Annotated in this window: 8 protein-coding genes; all 8 read right to left on the bottom strand. The window is 44.7% G+C overall.

Features of this window, described 5'->3' with window-relative positions; genetic code table 11:
* Entirely contained in the window at positions 1-1,479 is a 1,479-nt protein-coding gene (locus PRUB_RS23480) for a hypothetical protein (protein WP_155946324.1), read from the bottom strand.
* Between the two features lie 542 nt (positions 1,480-2,021).
* Positions 2,022-2,339, bottom strand: coding sequence for a hypothetical protein (locus tag PRUB_RS23475; RefSeq protein ID WP_010380219.1), 318 nt, complete (start codon positions 2,337-2,339; stop codon positions 2,022-2,024).
* 432 nt (positions 2,340-2,771) lie between these two features.
* A complete protein-coding gene (locus PRUB_RS23470; RefSeq protein WP_010380217.1) occupies positions 2,772-3,260 on the bottom strand; it encodes a hypothetical protein in 489 nt (162 codons plus the stop codon).
* 572 nt (positions 3,261-3,832) lie between these two features.
* The gene (locus PRUB_RS23465; protein ID WP_010380215.1) at positions 3,833-4,804 is read right to left on the bottom strand and encodes a hypothetical protein; all 972 of its coding nucleotides are present in this window, start codon (positions 4,802-4,804) and stop codon (positions 3,833-3,835) included.
* Between the two features lie 210 nt (positions 4,805-5,014).
* Positions 5,015-5,311, bottom strand: coding sequence for a hypothetical protein (locus PRUB_RS23460; protein WP_010380213.1), 297 nt, complete (start codon positions 5,309-5,311; stop codon positions 5,015-5,017).
* 52 nt (positions 5,312-5,363) lie between these two features.
* Positions 5,364-5,810 (bottom strand): hypothetical protein, encoded by a 447-nt coding sequence (locus PRUB_RS23455; protein ID WP_010380212.1) that lies wholly within the window; start codon positions 5,808-5,810, stop codon positions 5,364-5,366.
* A 33-nt stretch (positions 5,811-5,843) separates the two neighbouring features.
* Positions 5,844-16,736 carry a SpvB/TcaC N-terminal domain-containing protein gene (locus PRUB_RS23450; RefSeq protein WP_010380210.1) on the bottom strand — a complete coding sequence of 3,631 codons (10,893 nt, stop codon included), beginning with the start codon at positions 16,734-16,736 and terminating at the stop codon, positions 5,844-5,846.
* Entirely contained in the window at positions 16,733-18,097 is a 1,365-nt protein-coding gene (locus PRUB_RS23445) for a fibronectin type III domain-containing protein (protein ID WP_010380208.1), read from the bottom strand. Before PRUB_RS23445 ends, PRUB_RS23450 begins: the two co-directional genes overlap by 4 nt.
* Positions 18,098-18,359: the final 262 nt, after the last annotated feature.

Below are 18,359 nucleotides of genomic sequence, written 5' to 3'. Positions count from 1 at the left end.
TTACAGCTCCTTCTCCCAGATAACTTCAAGTGGTTTAACGGGCTCAGGTTCAGCCCGTTCACTTAAACCCAGAGACTGCATCATGGAACGCGCAGCAACAGATACCCGGCTTGGTACTTCGCTACTGGTTGGGACTTGTACTCCCATGATTTTGCCTTCTTGCTTAACCACAATCTGGTTGACATTGCTGCCATTACCAGACAGAAACACCTCTGGTGTTGCTAAAATGCCATTGCCGCTGTCACCATTCGGGATCTGTCTGCGGACAATGTTCCGCTTCAGGTCGTACGGGTCGATAACAGATAAAGTGCCGTTTCTCTCAAATACATAAAGCCCTTCAGCCGCTTCGTCTGCCGGCGCAGCACTGAATAGTCGAAAGAGGTTAGACACGGTTCTTTCGGGTGTTCTGACCATGACAGGACCTGCCACGACATTGAACTCAAATTGTCTGCACTCCGGCGCTGGAGTGGTAATGCCGCGTGCTATGTTCACTGAGCACACCTGACCTTTATTTTCCTTTTTGTGGTTTTCACCATTCAGTTGCTTCTTCGCTGAATAGCTTGCTGTGTAAAACAGATGATCACCCTCGATGATAGGCTTGTTTGCAATGAGTCCATCCGTTTCGAGCACCCAGGTTGGTTCAGGCTGAATGCGGTTGTTATCGCCAATATCAAATCGATACAATTTATAGTCTCTTGTTGAGAAGTAGAGGCTATCGACATGACGTACAAGCGTGCGTTGTACAATGTCATATCCTTTTTCATGGAATGGCTGTTGATACGCAGGCTGTTTTTTGCCAGGTTTCCGTTCAGGTTGATGATACGCTGAGGCAATATTGATAGTACGCTTGGCTGTCTGACCTTCGAACTGGTGCGCGGTCAGTGTATAAGAGGTAAACGGAGTCGGCCTTACGGTATAACTGCCGGTATTTGGTGACAAGCCATGCTTAGTCGACACAATTCTGCCATTGACGGTCTGGCTGATAGAGACACTTGTTGCACCACTTGTTTGCCAATGTAATGTAACTACACCATTGCTTCCGGCCTGACTGGCCCCACCATAAAAAGACTGAATAGTGAGAGGCTGTTGGGCTTTTTCCTGTGCAACTTGCATAGTCGAGCAGCCATAATCGTGACATGCCTGCACTGTGATATTTGTATAGCTATTAGTATCGGACGACAGCGTATGATACAGGCCTGTCACGACAACTGAGTGCGAAACCTCACTGCCATTCGGATTTTTTACCGTGTAGCTGAGCTTGTAGTATTTTGCGTCGTCCACTTTAGACCAGGCTATTTTGATGCCATTACTGGCAGGTGATTTCCATACCTGAGCAACACGCAAAGGCGTAAGCTCTATGGGTATAAAAGTAATGATGTCACCCACCATAATGGGCGCATATGCTTGTTTGAAATCGCTTGCTATCACCTCAGCAGAGGTGAGTATCGAAGCGCACAAAACGAATGATCGAATGGACATACTTAAACAGGCCTAAAGGTTACTCAACAGACAAAAAGCGCGCAGACTACTTTATTGAGTTTTTAAGGACAATAAGACCGCGTAAACAAGCGTAAATGAGTTACAAATGGAAAAAAAATGTACAAACCAAGAGGTAGTTAAATTATGCACTTAGAAGAAAAATTAGGTAATAATAAATTCCATCCGGGGTAAAATTTAATACTAGATACAGATATGAACACCCTGTGCATGGGTCATATCAGATAAGTGAAAATGGTATTGTCTAGAGCCAAAACTTCAGTGCTCATTCCGGATACCAGAACGACTAGCCAATTTTGTAGCCAGCTCATATTTGTATGTGAGGACTCACTGGAGTCAAAAAAGTGGTCGCCAAGTATTTACCTGGATTACTAAGTTTATATCGATACGCGCCAGACTCGAGCTTTAGACTAGTAACGAACCTGATCTGACAGTTTGACAATGTATGAATGGAATGAGAGTTACTCATTTGTTGTTTTGAACAGAAATAAATCAAAACGAATAACTCTCAGAAATTAATTGGTTTAACTCTCAGAAACCCAGATTACTTTCGGACGGCCATTATCACAGCCATTTACCTTTACTGAAATCTCTGACCCTGATTTTTTAGCGGCTAAAATTAGTGAGAACATTTCGTCATACATTGGGTTTGTATTTCGAATAAAGTAATGATCCTCTAAGCTACAATTGCTGGGATTATGTGCTTTACTCTCTAATCTCAAAACAATACCTTGGGTACCGTCAGCCCGAATTCCTATACTTGTTACTTTTTCTACAGCACTCCAATCAGAAGCATTGGCCATTACAGGCAAAAAAAGCGCGAATAATAATCTAATCTTCATTTTCCATTCCCATTTTCCATATGATGAAAACAGAGCAGGTGAAAATATGTGCCAACTCTAAAGCCCATTCAACACCAGCCCATTTAAAACCAATTAAAACAATAACATAAGCATTTTTCAGATTCAATATTAAGAAAGTCAATGTACTTCAATGAGAGAAGTCTAGATAAGGAAAATGTAGAGGCTAAACAACACCGAAAAACGTACCAGACAATTATTACAATTTCACATTACAAACTTAAAAACTTACCTTCACATTACTATTAAACTCACTGCTGCCTAGGTCTTGCATATTAGTAAGAGCTGACAGTAACTCTTTTGGTAGCTGTCCACATAGCCTCTACCGGACACCCCTCCTAAGCTGGCGCACTTCCAAAGTCGAACCTGCCTCTCAGCCTGTACGCCAGTTTTAGATGGCTGTCCATGTAACTTTCACTCCTGAAACGAGTCAAACTCTAGCCTTGTAATATAATTTTTTCTCCCGTCACTAACATAGAAAACTGCCACATAGCGACCATTTTTTATTACCCCTTCATCATACCTTCTATTTGCAAAAAAATATGGGGGTGTAACAACGTTATTATATTCAAAATTTACATCATTAACTTTAAAGGACTCTTTCCTGCTAGCTGAATTTTCAACTTTATAATTACTTACAACCCCCCTAACAACTTCATGTTGACTTTCAGAAACAAGCTCAAAGTCACTTTTTTTATTCAACATACTTATCAAGTAGCCAATACTAAAAAAAATAGCCAACGACCAAAAGATAGAAAAGTGCACGTTGAAATAAATAAAAACATACTCATCAAATATCGCTTTCACTTTATTGTAAGAAAAAAACAAAACTAATAAAGTGAAAACCCTGAAGTACAGTTCAAAGTAACTAAATGCAATTTCAGATTCAAAATATATTTCCATAATCTCACTCTATAAAGTATATATGACACGACCACTCAAACGTCATTGTTATTCAATAAGAGTGAGTAGATAGCAGAGTAGATAGCAGAGTAGATAGCAGGACATCCTTCCTAAGCTGGTTCACTTCCAAGTTGAGCCTGCCAACCTGCCGAAGAGAGATAGTAGGACATCCACTCTGAGCTGTGTAAGTAACTTTTAACTTTATTCTCCCAGCCTAATTTGAAGTTTTAGACATATAGTCATTCACCGACTTATGAATCGAGAGTGCTACTTTTGCTATTTCTGAATACCCTTTACCATCGTCCTCACTTGCAACACTCTGCAGATATTCTAAATCCCTCTCATCACCCAGTGTTTCTTTTGTGCGACACCCACCCGTAATCTCACAGCCCAGTTGTCCCTATGTTCTAGATTGAAGTGCGAGACTATTGAAGGCTGCGCTTCCTATAAGCTCTGAGCAATGAAAGTCGTATGTTTAGGCACGAAATTCTAGAAAATAATCAGATTTGGACAATGCGAGTTCGCATCCAGCCTCAACTTAGATACATCGAAATGGTACTTACGGAAAGGTGTTAACCCAGTAGACGCTCGCACTGAGTCAAGTTGGCACGTCGCCTTTTATGAAGATGTTCACAGTAATCTGTCATCGCTTGTTTTCGCCCCACAGCACCATGAAAGACCTTTGTAAACTGCGTAGTCAGTTTGAGCCAGTTGTCTGGCTCTATTTGCAACCGTGTCAGCAGTGGCTGACTATCGCTGATACAACCCCGCTTATCTGCACGCATGCATCGGCCTGTTAATTCAACTAGCTGTATGTAATAGGTCAGCTCAAACGGCAGTCCTTTAGGCATGTGCTTTCTTGGGTTACCTGCAAAGCGCAGTAAGCTCTTAGGTTGCTTTCCTTGCCGTGCATAATCAATACGTTTTTTAATGCTGGTGTAGTCTGACGTTTCCGGTGTCTCTGCCATTTTGGCTCTGACTGGATTCAGGTCAACATACGCCAGGCACGCTGCCAGTGCGGCTTCATCCAGTAAGGCCTGTGACTTAAATCGCCCTTCCCAAAACCGGCCTGTGCAACCATCTTCTTTATTGGCCCTGCGGGCAATGTCTTCATTTAACACCCGCATGAACCAGCTGATGCTCGCAAGGCGTATTCTGAATTCACTGATGTCTGCATCAAGTATACTGTGCTCTGACTCACTCAGCTCATCACCACCGATGAACTTATGCGTCAACCAGTTGCCCTTAAACAGTTTATGCCAGCGAAGCACTATCGCTTTATCTGATAACCTTTGTGCTTTCTTATCATCCACATACAACACAATATGCGTATGATTGCTCATAACCGCATAGCCACACACATCAATGCAAAACACCTTCGCAAGGGTCAGTAATTTTTCCTCAACCCAGTCTCGCCGATGTTCATAAGACTTGCCCGTGACGCGGTCGTTGCCGCACAGAAATGCCCGGCGAACACACCGGGATATGCAGTGGTAATACTTAGTATCTGATAAGCTGACCTGCTTCTTCCTTGCAGTTGGCATACTTTGTCATCCTCAATCCATTGAGTATTACCTAAAGGTAGACGGCGTACATTCCGTACGCCAATTTTAGGTGGCTGTCCACGTAACCCTCAGTACGCCAATTTTAGGTGGCTGTCCACGTAACCCTTTAAGGTGGCAGTCCATGTAACTGCACACATTCCGTACGCCAATTTTAGGTGGCTGTCCATATATGTCTACCTTCTGCATGTTTCATAAGTATCCATGCGCCATTGCTGTCGCAATAACAATAAATACAACACATACAATTTTCAGCTTATTTCCAATCATCACATAAAAACTACCTCGTTCTTTCTTATCTAAATATGCTACCAAAGGAAGCATCATATTTATGAAACCCAAGAACAAAGCAAAAACAATAACGTATAATCCATTTTCAAAGTAGCATAATCCTTCCCCTTTAAAACCAGGAAAACAAATACTACCGGAGAAAAATCCATAAACGGCTAAAAATAATAGAAGTATCGCCCATAAAAAACTAAATAACACTTCACCCCCCTTATATGTTTATTTACTTGAAAATATAAAGTCACATGTCATTTTAACTACACTCACCTACTTGGAAAGATAACTTCCCAGATAAACCTTTTACAACTTGAACATTCCTTAAGCAGAGCGCTTTATCCCCTAACATTTTTGATACTCCGAGCCTAGTCCCTATATATCCACTCTTATTCTTAAAAACATAAAAGCTCAACGAGTTGCCACTTTTATGTCTAGAGTATGTTACATGGCACACTATACTAAAAAACAATTTAGAGGAGTGCGCAACGTAACACTTACTAGAACTCAGCTCTCCATACTTTTTAATCGCACTCCCTATTAAATCAATATTCTCATCCGTTACCATAAACTCTCTTAAAGGGCTTAAAGAGTACTTATTCATACTTAAGAGTAGTTGCTCTATTTCTTTTTGTATATCTTCGCTTTTGCCTAACGCACTGGCAGAAAAAACGAAGACCACAATTAACGCTATTACTTTTTTCATTACTAGCCCAAGTAAAATCGAATAGTTTAAGGTCTATTTATTCGCAGCTTTAATCCCTTCATAAATTAGCGCGCCTGCTGCCGAAAGCCTTTCTTCCATGTCAGCAGCCATTTCTTTGTTGAAAGCGTCGTGACCCATTTGACCCAACCCTTTGGCAGAACCACTCATCGCCTTGCCCGTCAATATATCGAACACAACTGCATTAGTATCATCTGCATAAATAAGTTTCACACCATCTGCCAATGTACCAATAGCCTGAGCCGGTACAGCTAATTGAGGTACTATCACCGTTACTGCATTCGCTGTATTGGATACAAAATCAGCCATATCAACTTTAATCGCGGCGGTAAGGGCCTTGTACTCGGCCGTCGCAGCATTAATGTACAAGTTGCCACCTACTTTAGCCATCTTCATATGCGATGGAGTTGACGCTAATGTAGATTCACATTGCGATGCACCGGCGCACAACTGATCTCTTGTTCTTGCCTCAAAAACAAACTTTTTTCCTCCAGCTTCAATGATCACTTTGCTTGGTTCATAGGAGTTCATTCCATCAGTAACAAATTTATTCATTGCAAACTGGAAGGCAGCTGTAGTTGCACCATTAGCAAACTTACCACCTGTTATTTCAGATACAGTACCTCCAATAATTGCAGATACCAAAGTGCCCGCAATCAGGTCTTCAGGGACATAGCCTCCAACCTGAGCGCCTTTAGTAATACCAGCGCTTATAAATCCATGACCAAATTTCCCCCCTTTGAGGTCTGATATTACCCCACCAGCGGTCGCATGTGACAGGATCTTAATTGCATCATGAGCACCTTTAGTTGCCTGTCCAATACCCAAGAATGCCATGGACGTTGCGGCACCAGTTAATCCTCCCTTGAGAGTACCGGTAGACACTACCCCTGAGGCGAAACCAGACGCCGCAGCTATTCCATATGCCTTTGCATATCCAACCCCGTTGACTATAGCAGCCTTAAGTGCTTCAAGTGCATAGTAGCCACCAATTGCTGCAATTCCTATCGCCGCTATCGTCCGCCAATTTTCCTTAATAAACTTCCCAAGCTTCTTAAACAAATATCCACTCGGATCTGTATAACTCAAAGGATTATTCAACACATAACTATAAGCATTGTAGTTCTGCAAATTCGAAGGTGCCTGAACAAACGGATCCGCTTGCATAAACCGACCTGTCTCCGAGTCATAAATCCGGCCATTCATGTGAATGATGCGTTTATCACCACCTAGCGAGACCGGCTCATGGCCCGTGTAAGCTCTCAGGTTGTCATTAATATGATTGAACACACCGCTCATCAGTTCATCATTCGACTCTACCTCGCGCTGTTTGCCAAATATGTCGTATGAATAACGTACCAGTACCTGGTGCTTGTAGTTGGTTACCGCAATAGTTGAACCCTGATGGTCGGTAAACATCCACTTGATCTGGCTTCGCCTTGTTCCATAGTAAGTTTGCTGTGCATCGTTGCCGATATATCGGTTGATAACAGGCTGACTGTCTTTGGTGTTGGGGATAGTCAGTTCCAGCGCACCTACGTAATAAACCGTATTAGTCGCATCCTCTCGCTTAAAGCGGCGGTTATTCGCGTCATATTTAAAGGTTACAGTTTCACCATTACCCGAAATTTCTACTGCTTTATTTCGCGCACTGTAACCAATTGAGGTAATACCATCACTGCCTGCACGCTCAACCTGATTACCATTGGCATCATATCTAAACGACTCAGTCTTGCCCGGCAGATTGCCAAAACAACCCGAGTTACTTGCACGGCTTCTTGATGAAATAGCATGTAATGGTGCGTTGCCTTCATCATACTTTTGAGTCCAGCGACCCAACACCATTACTGAAGAGTCTCCATACCCAGAGCATCCAATTTCACTGCCAACCAAATAATCCGCTTTCTCGATTAAATTGCCAGTCGCGGAGTACTTAAACAGATCGACATTATTCACTCCAAGCACACGGCTCAGGTTGTCGTAGTGATACTCCCGCATTGCCATCCCTATTTGAGAGCGGGTTTTCAGGTTACCCAGACTATCAAAGCTATAGGTATCACTTTGAATGTGCGGCATGGTTTCACTGAATATTCTGGTTACCATGCCTTTCTGGTCATACGCCAGTGTCATAGTCACGCCACCTTTTTCATATTTGGTGACCTGACCGCGCGCATTTAGCCCAGTGACACGGTAGTATGGGGGCAAGTTGCCGTCATTACGCGCTTCTCTTTTTTCCAACAGCTGACCATTGTGATAGGTCATTGCAACACCACGGGCTTCAATGATCTTGCCTTGTTCAGAAACACGATAATCGTCAAACTGCAACGCTAACCGACTATAACTATCGTAAAAGTTCTGCTGGATCACACAGCGATTTTCGATTGGATCCAGGTTAGAACCATCTGCAATACGTAAGTCTGCCGTTTTATTATCAGAACCAACTTTAACCAGTTTACCTGTACATTGGGCAGTGCCATCCAGTGACGTCAGCGTTGCGGATGCTCGCCCAAAGGTGTCATAGTAGTATGTTTGTTTCCAATTGCTTCCCTGAGTGCTGGACAGTAATTGATGCACAGTGTCATTGCTTTGACCGTACACCCATTCGCTGTTGCCCTCATTAACAACACCGTTTGGTGTTGCTTGTACTTGCTTAATTTTACGACCCAGGAAGTCGTACTTCATCGTCAGTACAACACCTCGCGCATCAGTCTGTCCGACCAGCTCACCAAAGGCATTGTATGCGTATTGCCAATAGCCTCTGTCTGAATCCTGCACAGACTTTTTGCGACCCATGTCGTCATAACGAATGGTGCTCAGCAGCTGATTACTGTACGACTCAGCCGACGAACTCACGGTCAGCTGATCGCCCAGTGCGTTATAGGTGTAATCCAGTACATGGTTGTTCGCATCAATAACCTGAACAGTCTGACCAATCGCATTGCTTAACGACGTTTTGACCTGATCATCAAAACCTGACCCGCTAATGGTAACCTTAGTCTCACGTCCAAAAATATCCGTCTGCGATGTTGTACCATTGTTGTTATCTACCACGATGGTCGCTCTGTCCAGCGCGTCAAAGTGCTTAGTGACGGCATGCGAGCCCGCTTCTTTAATCACATCATTACGACTGTACTGATCAAACTGATACCAGGCAGTCAGCCACTGATCCAGTACGGTCAGTTTACGCACTGAGTAAGTACGGCCCAGTTTATCCAATAAGTGCTGTTCCCGAAGTACTCCGTTTACGACTTTATTTAAACGTACAGCACAGTTATCCGTATCACTACACGGTGTGTAGTAACTGTAGGCCTGAGCTCCTGTATTGCTGAATGAGCCGATTTCTCCACCAAAATGATCGTAAAGCAAGTCAGTCTGTACGCCATTATTGTCTATAACCGACAAGGGCTGGCCGAACACATTTCGACTTGCAATCCCTTGGCCATTTTCCACAACTTTGCCCGAGACCAATGACAATGCACTATTACTGCCACTTTGCTTGGTATAGAGTACATAACGTCCCTGCGCATCAAAGATAGTCTCAGAAGTACGTGTCTGACGCTCTACACCAGTACATCCTGTATTTGTGCTCGCTACTTTTACTTTATTGCCGAGATCATCATAAGTATGTTCGGTCGTCAGCTCGTATTCGCAACCCAAACCTTTGCCAACCACTTCTTTATACAGCATATTTTCATGAGTATGTCCAAGCGGATAATACTCAAAGTGACTCTTTTTAGTGATTGAGTCCAGACCCTGTCCTTCATAAGTAACAGTGGTGTCCGACAGTCGACCTAAGCGCTTATGCGTGTCAGAAGTGCCGTATTCGTTTACCGTGGTTACAGTGCGCTGCAGATCACCTCCAGCACCAACAACTGTGAAGTGTTCAGCACCTGAGGCACTCACATCATAGGTATTCACGGTCAGGTTTTTCACATTACTGTGATCGTCTTGCAGTGTTGTGGTCTCGGTACAAGTGTATGCACCTACACTCATGTCCGTGTTTACTACAGCACTACATTCACGACTGTCTGAGTTGTACACACGATAGGCTGTCACGCCATCCAATTGCGATGTTTTACCGACAGAGTATTCATTGACTGCTTTGTTAAGCAGCACACTACTGCCAGCTGATAACATTGTCTTCTGCGTTGAATACGGCATGCCTGTCAACGGAAACGCCTGGTGATAACGTGTAGTTGTCTCAAAAGACTTACCGTCTTTTTGTGTGGTCGTCTTCAGCGTTTTAAACCCTAACGGTCCGCGACCACCAAACTGAACTCGCGCACCTTGATAGTGATACTCCACCTTCGCTTTATCAGCAGACAACGCGCCATCGCGATTACTCGGGCTGTCTGTTTCAACGCTTTGCACCAATACGCCAGCGCCTGTCATTTTACTGACTAACAATTGCTGAGCATTAAAACGTCCTAAATCTGAGGTCAGCTCATCTTCAAGATCGGTATACACCGCAGTATCAGACATGAAACCATAGTTGATCCGAGTAGTATTAGTGTGGCCCGCATACCCCTGATTCACCTCGCGCAGCATACCTGCTGTTGCAAGCTGGTTCAGGTTATATCTTACGCTCACGCCGTAGTCATGCTTTACAAGAATGTCAGCGACGCCATCGTTGTCATAATCACTGAAGAAGGCAAAATCACCGCCACGCGTGTCAACCGCAAGCTCAAATGCATTGTCAGTGATCTTTTCAAATGTCTCCTTTGCCGGCGACCATTCATAACGACGCCACCGCTTGTTAGTCTTCTCTTTAAAGAACAAGTCTGCCTTGCCGTCTTTATCCACATCCATAGACATTGGCGGGATCAACTCGCTGACTGACCAGTTATCATTACCAGATGACTTAGCAACGATATTAAAGACATCTTTAAATGACACTCGCTCACTGGATTGATTGAGTAAAACATGCCAGCGCTTAACATTGTGGTTGTACTTTTCCGTGGCAAGATACATCAGATCAACCAGACCATCGCCATTCACATCGCTTGGCGTTAACAGTTCTATTTTCTCCTCTGATGCAACGTCCTGTGCGAGGAAGCGCTCAAACCCACCAAACACAGTTTGTCCCTGGTTATAGTGCACAGAAATGCGTTTAGCATCGTCATTATTACAATGACTCGACTCACATTTTAGCGACACAATATCAGCCAGACCGTCGAAGTTCATGTCAATTACATGCCAGTCGCTGCCTTTACTGGTAAAGTCTCCATATGCACCAAAACCAATACCATTCTCTTTCGTGTGCAGCGTAAACTGCGAACCAAACGCTTTGGTTTGTGGGTTTGTCAGTCTGACATAGAGATTAGGGTCGTCCTTTTTCTGCTTGTATACCAGATCAGCATAACCATCACCGTTCATATCGGCGGGCTTGATCTCTCGCATATATTGAATGTTCGGCCATCCACCAGGCAGAGCCTGGTACTGCAGAACATTGTTGTCACTCAGTGCATAATGGGCCCAGTAGCCAGGATTTGCATCCGAAGTATGCTCAGAGCGCATATTGACCATCAGCGTCTGTTTGCCATCCAGATCATGATCAATAGCAAACAGGCTTACACTTTCATGATCATCTTTACGGTAGATGTTCTGACAAGCCAGCTCTTCAGAACCGTTATATGTATGCCCCTGATAAACACAGAGTTTATATCGTTTTTGGCCTTTGTCGGTCTGCTCTAATGTGACCAACTGCGTTCGTCCGGTGCCTTTAAGATCGGCTAAGGTGACAGACGCCAGAGCATTATCCATTCGCTCTTTGGAATACACCTTGCTGAACGATTCAAAACTTAGGCTGGTTGCAAATTTATCGTATTTAAAGGTCACTGGTGCACGACAAACGGTGCCTCGACAATGTGCAATACTTTCAAGGAGTCGTACACCATTGGTCGCGTTAGCAAAGCCAAGCTGATAGTTAGCCAGTTCATTACCCAGATGATTGAATACCTGGATAGTGCTCAGGCGTGCAAATTGCGTGGTTCTCGCCTCGTCGATATAACCAACATGGCGAAGCTCACCCAGTGCGTGGTTGAACACGACACGGTTGCCGCTGTAATTAATTTCTGTCAGTACTTTTTCTGTGTTTGCAGCGTTATTTGTGTCCACCAGCTCTTTGTACACATAGCTGATAGTGGTACTTGCCTGACCCAGATTGTCATTTACTTCTGACAGCATCCAGCTCATTGTGTGTTTAACACCATCTGCATCCGTAAGGTTTTGTCGGCTCTTGTCTGAGGCACCATAGCGTTTAACAGAACCATCCTTCGCAAGTACAACAAACTGTGTCTGACTGCCGTAACCTAGCTTGTAAACGGTTGTTGATGAGTCAATTTCAGTCATAAACTCGTCAACGATTTGTTCACCATCAAAGCTGCCATTGTGCGTATGAACGGCTTTGCTGATCAGACGCTGACCATCCAGACAGTAGCGATCCTCATCACTTAGCGTGAGTCCTCTAAACTGGCCATCCTGTGCTTTGGTTTGTCGGCATCGCGTCACACCAGATGCTGCACTCAAGCTCCAGCCCAGTGCCACTAAGCCATCGCCACCTTGTGAGTTGTAGTTCAGACTAACCTCAGGCTGAACACCGGTAATACCAGCAGGTATAGCGATTGGTACAGAATAAGAAGCAGCACCACTTTCTGTCACTCTGAAGCTGCCTGTCGTTGGCTGTAATGTGGCATGGGCCAATAACACATTCTCACCAGGTAAATGATTTTCAATCTCAACCTTTGGCATTGAGAAACTTGGCTCACCCTCGACTGCCGAGCCTGTGATCGTGATGATGACTTCGTCGGAGAAGTTATTGCTACACCTGGACGTTTGCTTGTGCTTCAGCGTCGCAATAGATTTAACACAGGCTTTTGCCTTAAACTGATAATTACCGTTATGAATAAATGCTTCATTAAAGGTCCCCAGGTTCCCTTCGGCCGTTCTGTCAGCATCAGCTGTTCCAATCTTTACAAACTGGTTGCTGCCAGGCTTTAATCCGTATAATTCATACTCCTCAACCAGCCCTGTTGCCGTCATGGTGAAATCAATAATGCCACTGTTCTCTGTCGCATTCAGGGTCGGGCTCGGCAGACCATCTCGGCCATCAGCAGGGTTGGAGCCTATAGCATTTTCTACCTCATCACTCAGACCGTCACCGTCCGAATCGTAATCAAAGTGGCAGCCATCACTAATCAGGCAGCGGCCATAGAAATATTTGAGTAAATTAAAGGTTGCCTTTTCATAGGCAGACGCGCCCGCACCTAGTAGATCGATGATCACATTCGCCCGGGTCACTCCCTGTTCAAGAATACCAACCCAGTAGGCCTGGTTACCCGCACCATAGGTTGTTCCATACAGTATCTGGTCTGTATCAGGATCAACCAACAGATAGTCAAATAAGGTACTAATGAATTGCGCGTTCGAAGAATCCGACAATTCCGGGTTTGCCTTGATCAGGACATTGATCACTTCATTGAACGGATGACCATTAGCCATCAGGTATGCCATAAAGCTCACTTCAGCTTTGCTGGGAGTCCTTTGCAACAGGATCAGCATTGCCTTTGTAAGCAATACAACATTGTCGGTGTTCTGATTAGGCGCCCACTGCTGAGTTTCCCATTGCTTGAGTTCATCCGAAAACTGATCGGCCAGGCCGTTAATGTTTTGCCAGGTTAGCGCATTGGCATGGATCATACGATCATCGATGACATGGAGCTCACCGTCGTGCGTCGTCACATAAATATGGCCAGACGCAGACACCTGAGGTTGCATCACAACCCCCCCACTACGCGGGAAAGTATAATGCCAGTTCACCAGGCCGTTTTTTGGATTAAGCGAATACAGTGCCTCATCCATAGAACCAACCAAAAGGACACCGTTTTGGTCAAATTGCGCACCGGCCTTGATCTCGCCCTGTGTTTTAAACTGCCACTTTTTAGTCATTTTTACACTAGCAAGCGGATCATGTTCCACCCGATAAAAATGGTGGTTCAATGAGCCAAAGTAGATATTATCGACTTTTCTGGCATTGAGTGCATCAGACACAGGCTCCTGCCTTACCAGCGGCTTGGCGGTCACATAAAGGTCACCGTCTGGCTCATTGTATCTGCGTAAATACTCCAAGCCCTGATCAGTGCGAACCTTGTACGCCCAAAGCCCACTAGATTTAGGCCCTTGGCCCATATAGAGTACGTTATTATCACTGATCGTAAATTCGCGGTCTCTCAACCGAGGACGTTGCGCAGAACCAGTTTCGTCAAGGATGATTTTGTTTTGCAGGTAAGGGCTCTCAGGAGTGTCATCTGCACGCACCTCGTTTTGTGCAATTAACTCCACGCCAGCATTCAATAATCCGAGTAGAATACGCTCAGACACTAGACCCTGGAATTCTTCTTCACCTGTTCTTATCCTATTGATTGCATAAGTCTCACCTGTTCTGCGTAGACGTGCATGGAAACTGCCACTTATGCCAATCCCCGCAACACTGACTTTCGCCCATCCAACAGGACAATCATTGTAGTTACCGTTACAAGACTCAATTTTGGCCGAGTCTATATAGGGCGATATATGTTCGACGGAATGTTGCTGACCAGCAGTACATACCCCCTGACTATTACAAGCGCGCAACTCATATGTATACATCCCCTGAACAAGGTTATTTACGCCATGAGAATAGTAAGCAGTCATAAAGCTTTGACTACTTCCGGTACCAGCCTTATCAATTAACAAAGTGTGAGGAGAAGAATGTTTGTCGCTGGGGAGACCTCTCCAGGAAACCAGTCTGTAGCTTGTTGTTACATCATCCCGGTTCTGCTTCCAGGTTAGCAAATAAGGACCGCTCGCCTGTGATTTATTTAAACTTGTAAAAACAGGCCCGTGAGGTTTAGCTTCGTGATTAACTACAGTTATTGCTGCACTGCCTTCCTCACCCGATACACTTTGGTGTGAGTTTTCGGCAACGCCATGGGCGAATACCCGCAATGACTTGCCATGATCTGACACTTTAGTCTGTATTGTGGTTGTGTAAGCGGTACCATTAATACTTACCCGGCCGTCTTTCATTGGATACGGCGCGCCGCTCATAGTAGCTCGCATAACCAAGTCATTGGTGTTATTTAACTGAGTAAATTTAACTTCAACTAACCCTGCACCTAAATCCTTCAAAGCGATATTTGGCACACTGGGCTCCGCCGGAATTGGGTCAAATAGCCTGATATCCGGTAACCTGGCTGTTACTTCGTGACCGTCATTGTCTCGTGCACTCAGAGTTAGCTCAATGTTATCTCCGGCATCAGCCCGCGATGGACTCCAGCTAAAGTTCACGATCTTTGCACCCGCCTCGTCACTCGCCATCGGCAGTACAAAGCTGTTTAACGACGGTGAGATAGTCACTCCGCCAGAGACAGGAGACCCGTTGCGTTTGAGCGTTAAAGAGGACAGTTTAGGTAGCCCACCACTGTTGGTACGGCGCGAAAATGCCGATGCGTGCACAGTAAAGTTCACTTTGTCCCGACCAATAACAAACAATGATTTTGTGGGGCTGGAAACACTGATGCCAAAATGGCTGACATAGTTCACAACCTGACTAGCCGCATTTGGCTTGCCAATTTCAGGCACGGCATAGGCGTAGTAAGTTACCTCACCGGGTGTACCGGATCCGTTAATTGTGACGGAGCAATTTGAATCACCGGTACTACAGCTTTTCACTGATGTGGCGCAGCCTTTATTGGTATTTTGATAATTACCTGGTGCTTTACATATTTTGTACTCTTTTAAGCCAGACGCATGGCTTGCAGTCGCCGTTAATGTCACGGGTTCATCAATAAACGGGCTCACTGTACTAGCCGTCAAAGTGACAGCGGGTGGAGGCGCAAGCTTTACTTTAAATGACAGCGTCTTACTGGCTCCCGCCCGGTCGAGCACTCTGACACGTAATGGCGAAATATCTGCAGTGACCGGGATCACTACATTGGTACATCTTGTATTTCTCCCCGACGTATCACATGAGCCGCCACTGTAGGCCGAAATATTGGTAAAGCCGTTACCTGTGTTCAACTCTACCCTGTCTATTCGGTTCGAAGACGCGTCATCTCCATCATGTGCGTTTACATCCAGGGTCAGATTTTGATCCGGCGCAATTTCAATCTCGCTGCCTTCAGCGACTTCTTCACCACCACGCTTCACCGAAAGACTGGGAGGCGTATTTTGCTCTTTGACCAAAACAGAAAAAGTATGTGTGGTTGTATTTTTTTTACTATCCGTTGCCGCAATTTTAAACTTATAGGTGCCATTGGCTACCAGACTACTTTTATAGATAGATCGACTACATTGATAAATGCCCTGTTGATTGCTCTTAACACTGCAGGTTTTTGCATAGCTCTTGTAGGGCTGCTTGACGCCATCAACAAAGACATCATACGACAGCTTAAGCGCCGTGATATCACGGTTTACATCCTTGAAAGAGGCAGAACCAAACAGCCTCCAATTGTCATAGTCCGCTATGTTATTGGTTCCGCGATAATTCGAGTCCACTAGCTCAGGCTTGGTGTTTTTCGTCACAACAATTGTTCTGTAACACGAGTAATCAGGATCCTGTTCGCTTTTGGGATTTCTGACCACAAGTGATAACTGATACTTTCCTGCACTTGGGAATTTGTAGCGCAATGAAGTAGCTGTTTTACTCTGCTCTAATACCGTGGTTCCGCGCTTTAACGTTAATTGTCTATAAGGCGTATGACTAAACGATAGCGTTGTGGTTTTGCTACCGAGTGTTACATGAGTTTCGTCGCCAGCTATGGCAAGGAGCTCAGATGAATTACACACAGGTACACGCGCATTATATGCCTGAACTGAACCACTCAGGAAAGTCAGAAAACTAATGGTGAATAACTTAGATAGATTCATAGCTTTTTCCTCCAGACAACTGGCAACGTTTGGGGTTGTTTATTTGTGTTACCTGCCTGAGACTCAGTTTGCTCTGAGCCAAAAAGCTGCTCCATGGTGTTGTTAATGATGGAGGGTGATGTCAGCGTAGGTACATTGACACCAAACAGTTCATCTTCGTTTTGCATAATAAGCTGCTGCGTTTCACCTGAAGACTCAGTGATCAGTGCAGGTGTAGTGATAAACCGCACTTGCGCATCGCCCACGCTATATTCACTTAGCACGACCTCGAGGTTATTCGGGTCTAAGACCTGTATTAGACCATTTTGATGAAAAACGTAAATGCCACCCTGAACCTCTGTGGTGGGGGTGAATATCCCAGAGACGGTACGCAAAGCGCGATCACTGGTTGATAGTTTCGATTGCACGAGCAGCGGGCTGGCAAGCAGGTTACTGTTTGTGGCTTTGCTGCGTTGCGTTATTTTGCCATCGGATAATCGCGCTCGATACACTTGCCCGGTGCCATCTAGCATGCTGACGGAGAAGAGAAGCTCACTGCCAAAGATCGTAGGAGTATCATTAACCACCCCAGGTAGAGATAATTTCCATTCAGGTTTCCAGTCGACAATTTTGCCTGCCTGCTTGTTCACTGAATAGCGGTACAGTGATTGGTCGTGGGTGGCAAAGAAGAGATTATCTTCATTTTCGAGTACAGAGTGCTCCACCACGTCCAGGCCCGATAAAAAGTGAGGCTGATGGTACTGGCCCTTAACCCCGTCCAATTGTATGGGATTCTCTGGCATGGTTGTAATTGAAAGTGCGCGGGTAGTTGCCTGACCATTAAAGTCATAAGCGGTCAGCTTAAAGTGCGACCTCTGATTTACCTTAGTGGTCAGTGTGCCTTGCTGAGGGTTAAGAACTGGCCAGCTATCTACCGCTGCTCCATTTTCGTAACGTGTTAATGATACCCTGGCTGCCCCCGTAATTTGCCAGCCAAGTTTAAGCTGCCCGAATTCATCCACCTGACTGCGGTCACTATAAAATGCATTGACTGAAAATAGCTCTGACGTCACTCGGTTTTGTTGTTTAGCTTCAGCACATCCGTATTCATCACAGGCAGTCACACGATAAACACCTGATGCGGTGCTGGGCATGGTATAGTGGGTCCCCCGATAATTGGCATTTACGAGCACCCACTTTCCATTAATATACTGTTCAATACGGTAATAATCGGCATCACCCACTGCGGTCCACACCAGTCTGTCACCGGCATCATTAGGCTGGACTGAAACATAAACCGGTGCATCAGGTGCGCGTTCAATTGGGATGAAAGTGATGATCTTCCCAACTTTGATTGGGGCGTACGCTTGCTTAAACTCCATAGCGGATACATTGTTTACCGCAATAAAATTTAATGCAAAAAGCAAAACAATTAGTCTATAACTCATGCAGAAGGTGGCCTAAATTTAGTCAATATGTTCAAAATGGCCGCAGATTTTATTTTATGGTTGCAAAATACACAACTATAAACAGTAAATGTTCGTAAACAAATTCACTATGAAATCGTTATCTATCTACTACTAAAGGAGTTTATTTAAGCCTCATCCAACTTGATGGTGGAACCACAGTAGAGACAACTGTCGA

The organism is Pseudoalteromonas rubra (genome assembly GCF_000238295.3).
Lineage (GTDB): Bacteria > Pseudomonadota > Gammaproteobacteria > Enterobacterales > Alteromonadaceae > Pseudoalteromonas > Pseudoalteromonas rubra.
This window is presented reverse-complemented; position numbering and strand designations above follow the sequence as displayed.

Coding starts and splice junctions, on each gene's coding strand:
- PRUB_RS23480 (WP_155946324.1), bottom strand. CDS start 1,479: ATGTCCATTCGATCATTCGTTTTGTGCGCTTCGATACTCACCTCTGCT.
- PRUB_RS23475 (WP_010380219.1), bottom strand. CDS start 2,339: ATGAAGATTAGATTATTATTCGCGCTTTTTTTGCCTGTAATGGCCAAT.
- PRUB_RS23470 (WP_010380217.1), bottom strand. CDS start 3,260: ATGGAAATATATTTTGAATCTGAAATTGCATTTAGTTACTTTGAACTG.
- PRUB_RS23465 (WP_010380215.1), bottom strand. CDS start 4,804: ATGCCAACTGCAAGGAAGAAGCAGGTCAGCTTATCAGATACTAAGTAT.
- PRUB_RS23455 (WP_010380212.1), bottom strand. CDS start 5,810: ATGAAAAAAGTAATAGCGTTAATTGTGGTCTTCGTTTTTTCTGCCAGT.
- PRUB_RS23450 (WP_010380210.1), bottom strand. CDS start 16,736: ATGAATCTATCTAAGTTATTCACCATTAGTTTTCTGACTTTCCTGAGT.
- PRUB_RS23445 (WP_010380208.1), bottom strand. CDS start 18,097: ATGGAGTTTAAGCAAGCGTACGCCCCAATCAAAGTTGGGAAGATCATC.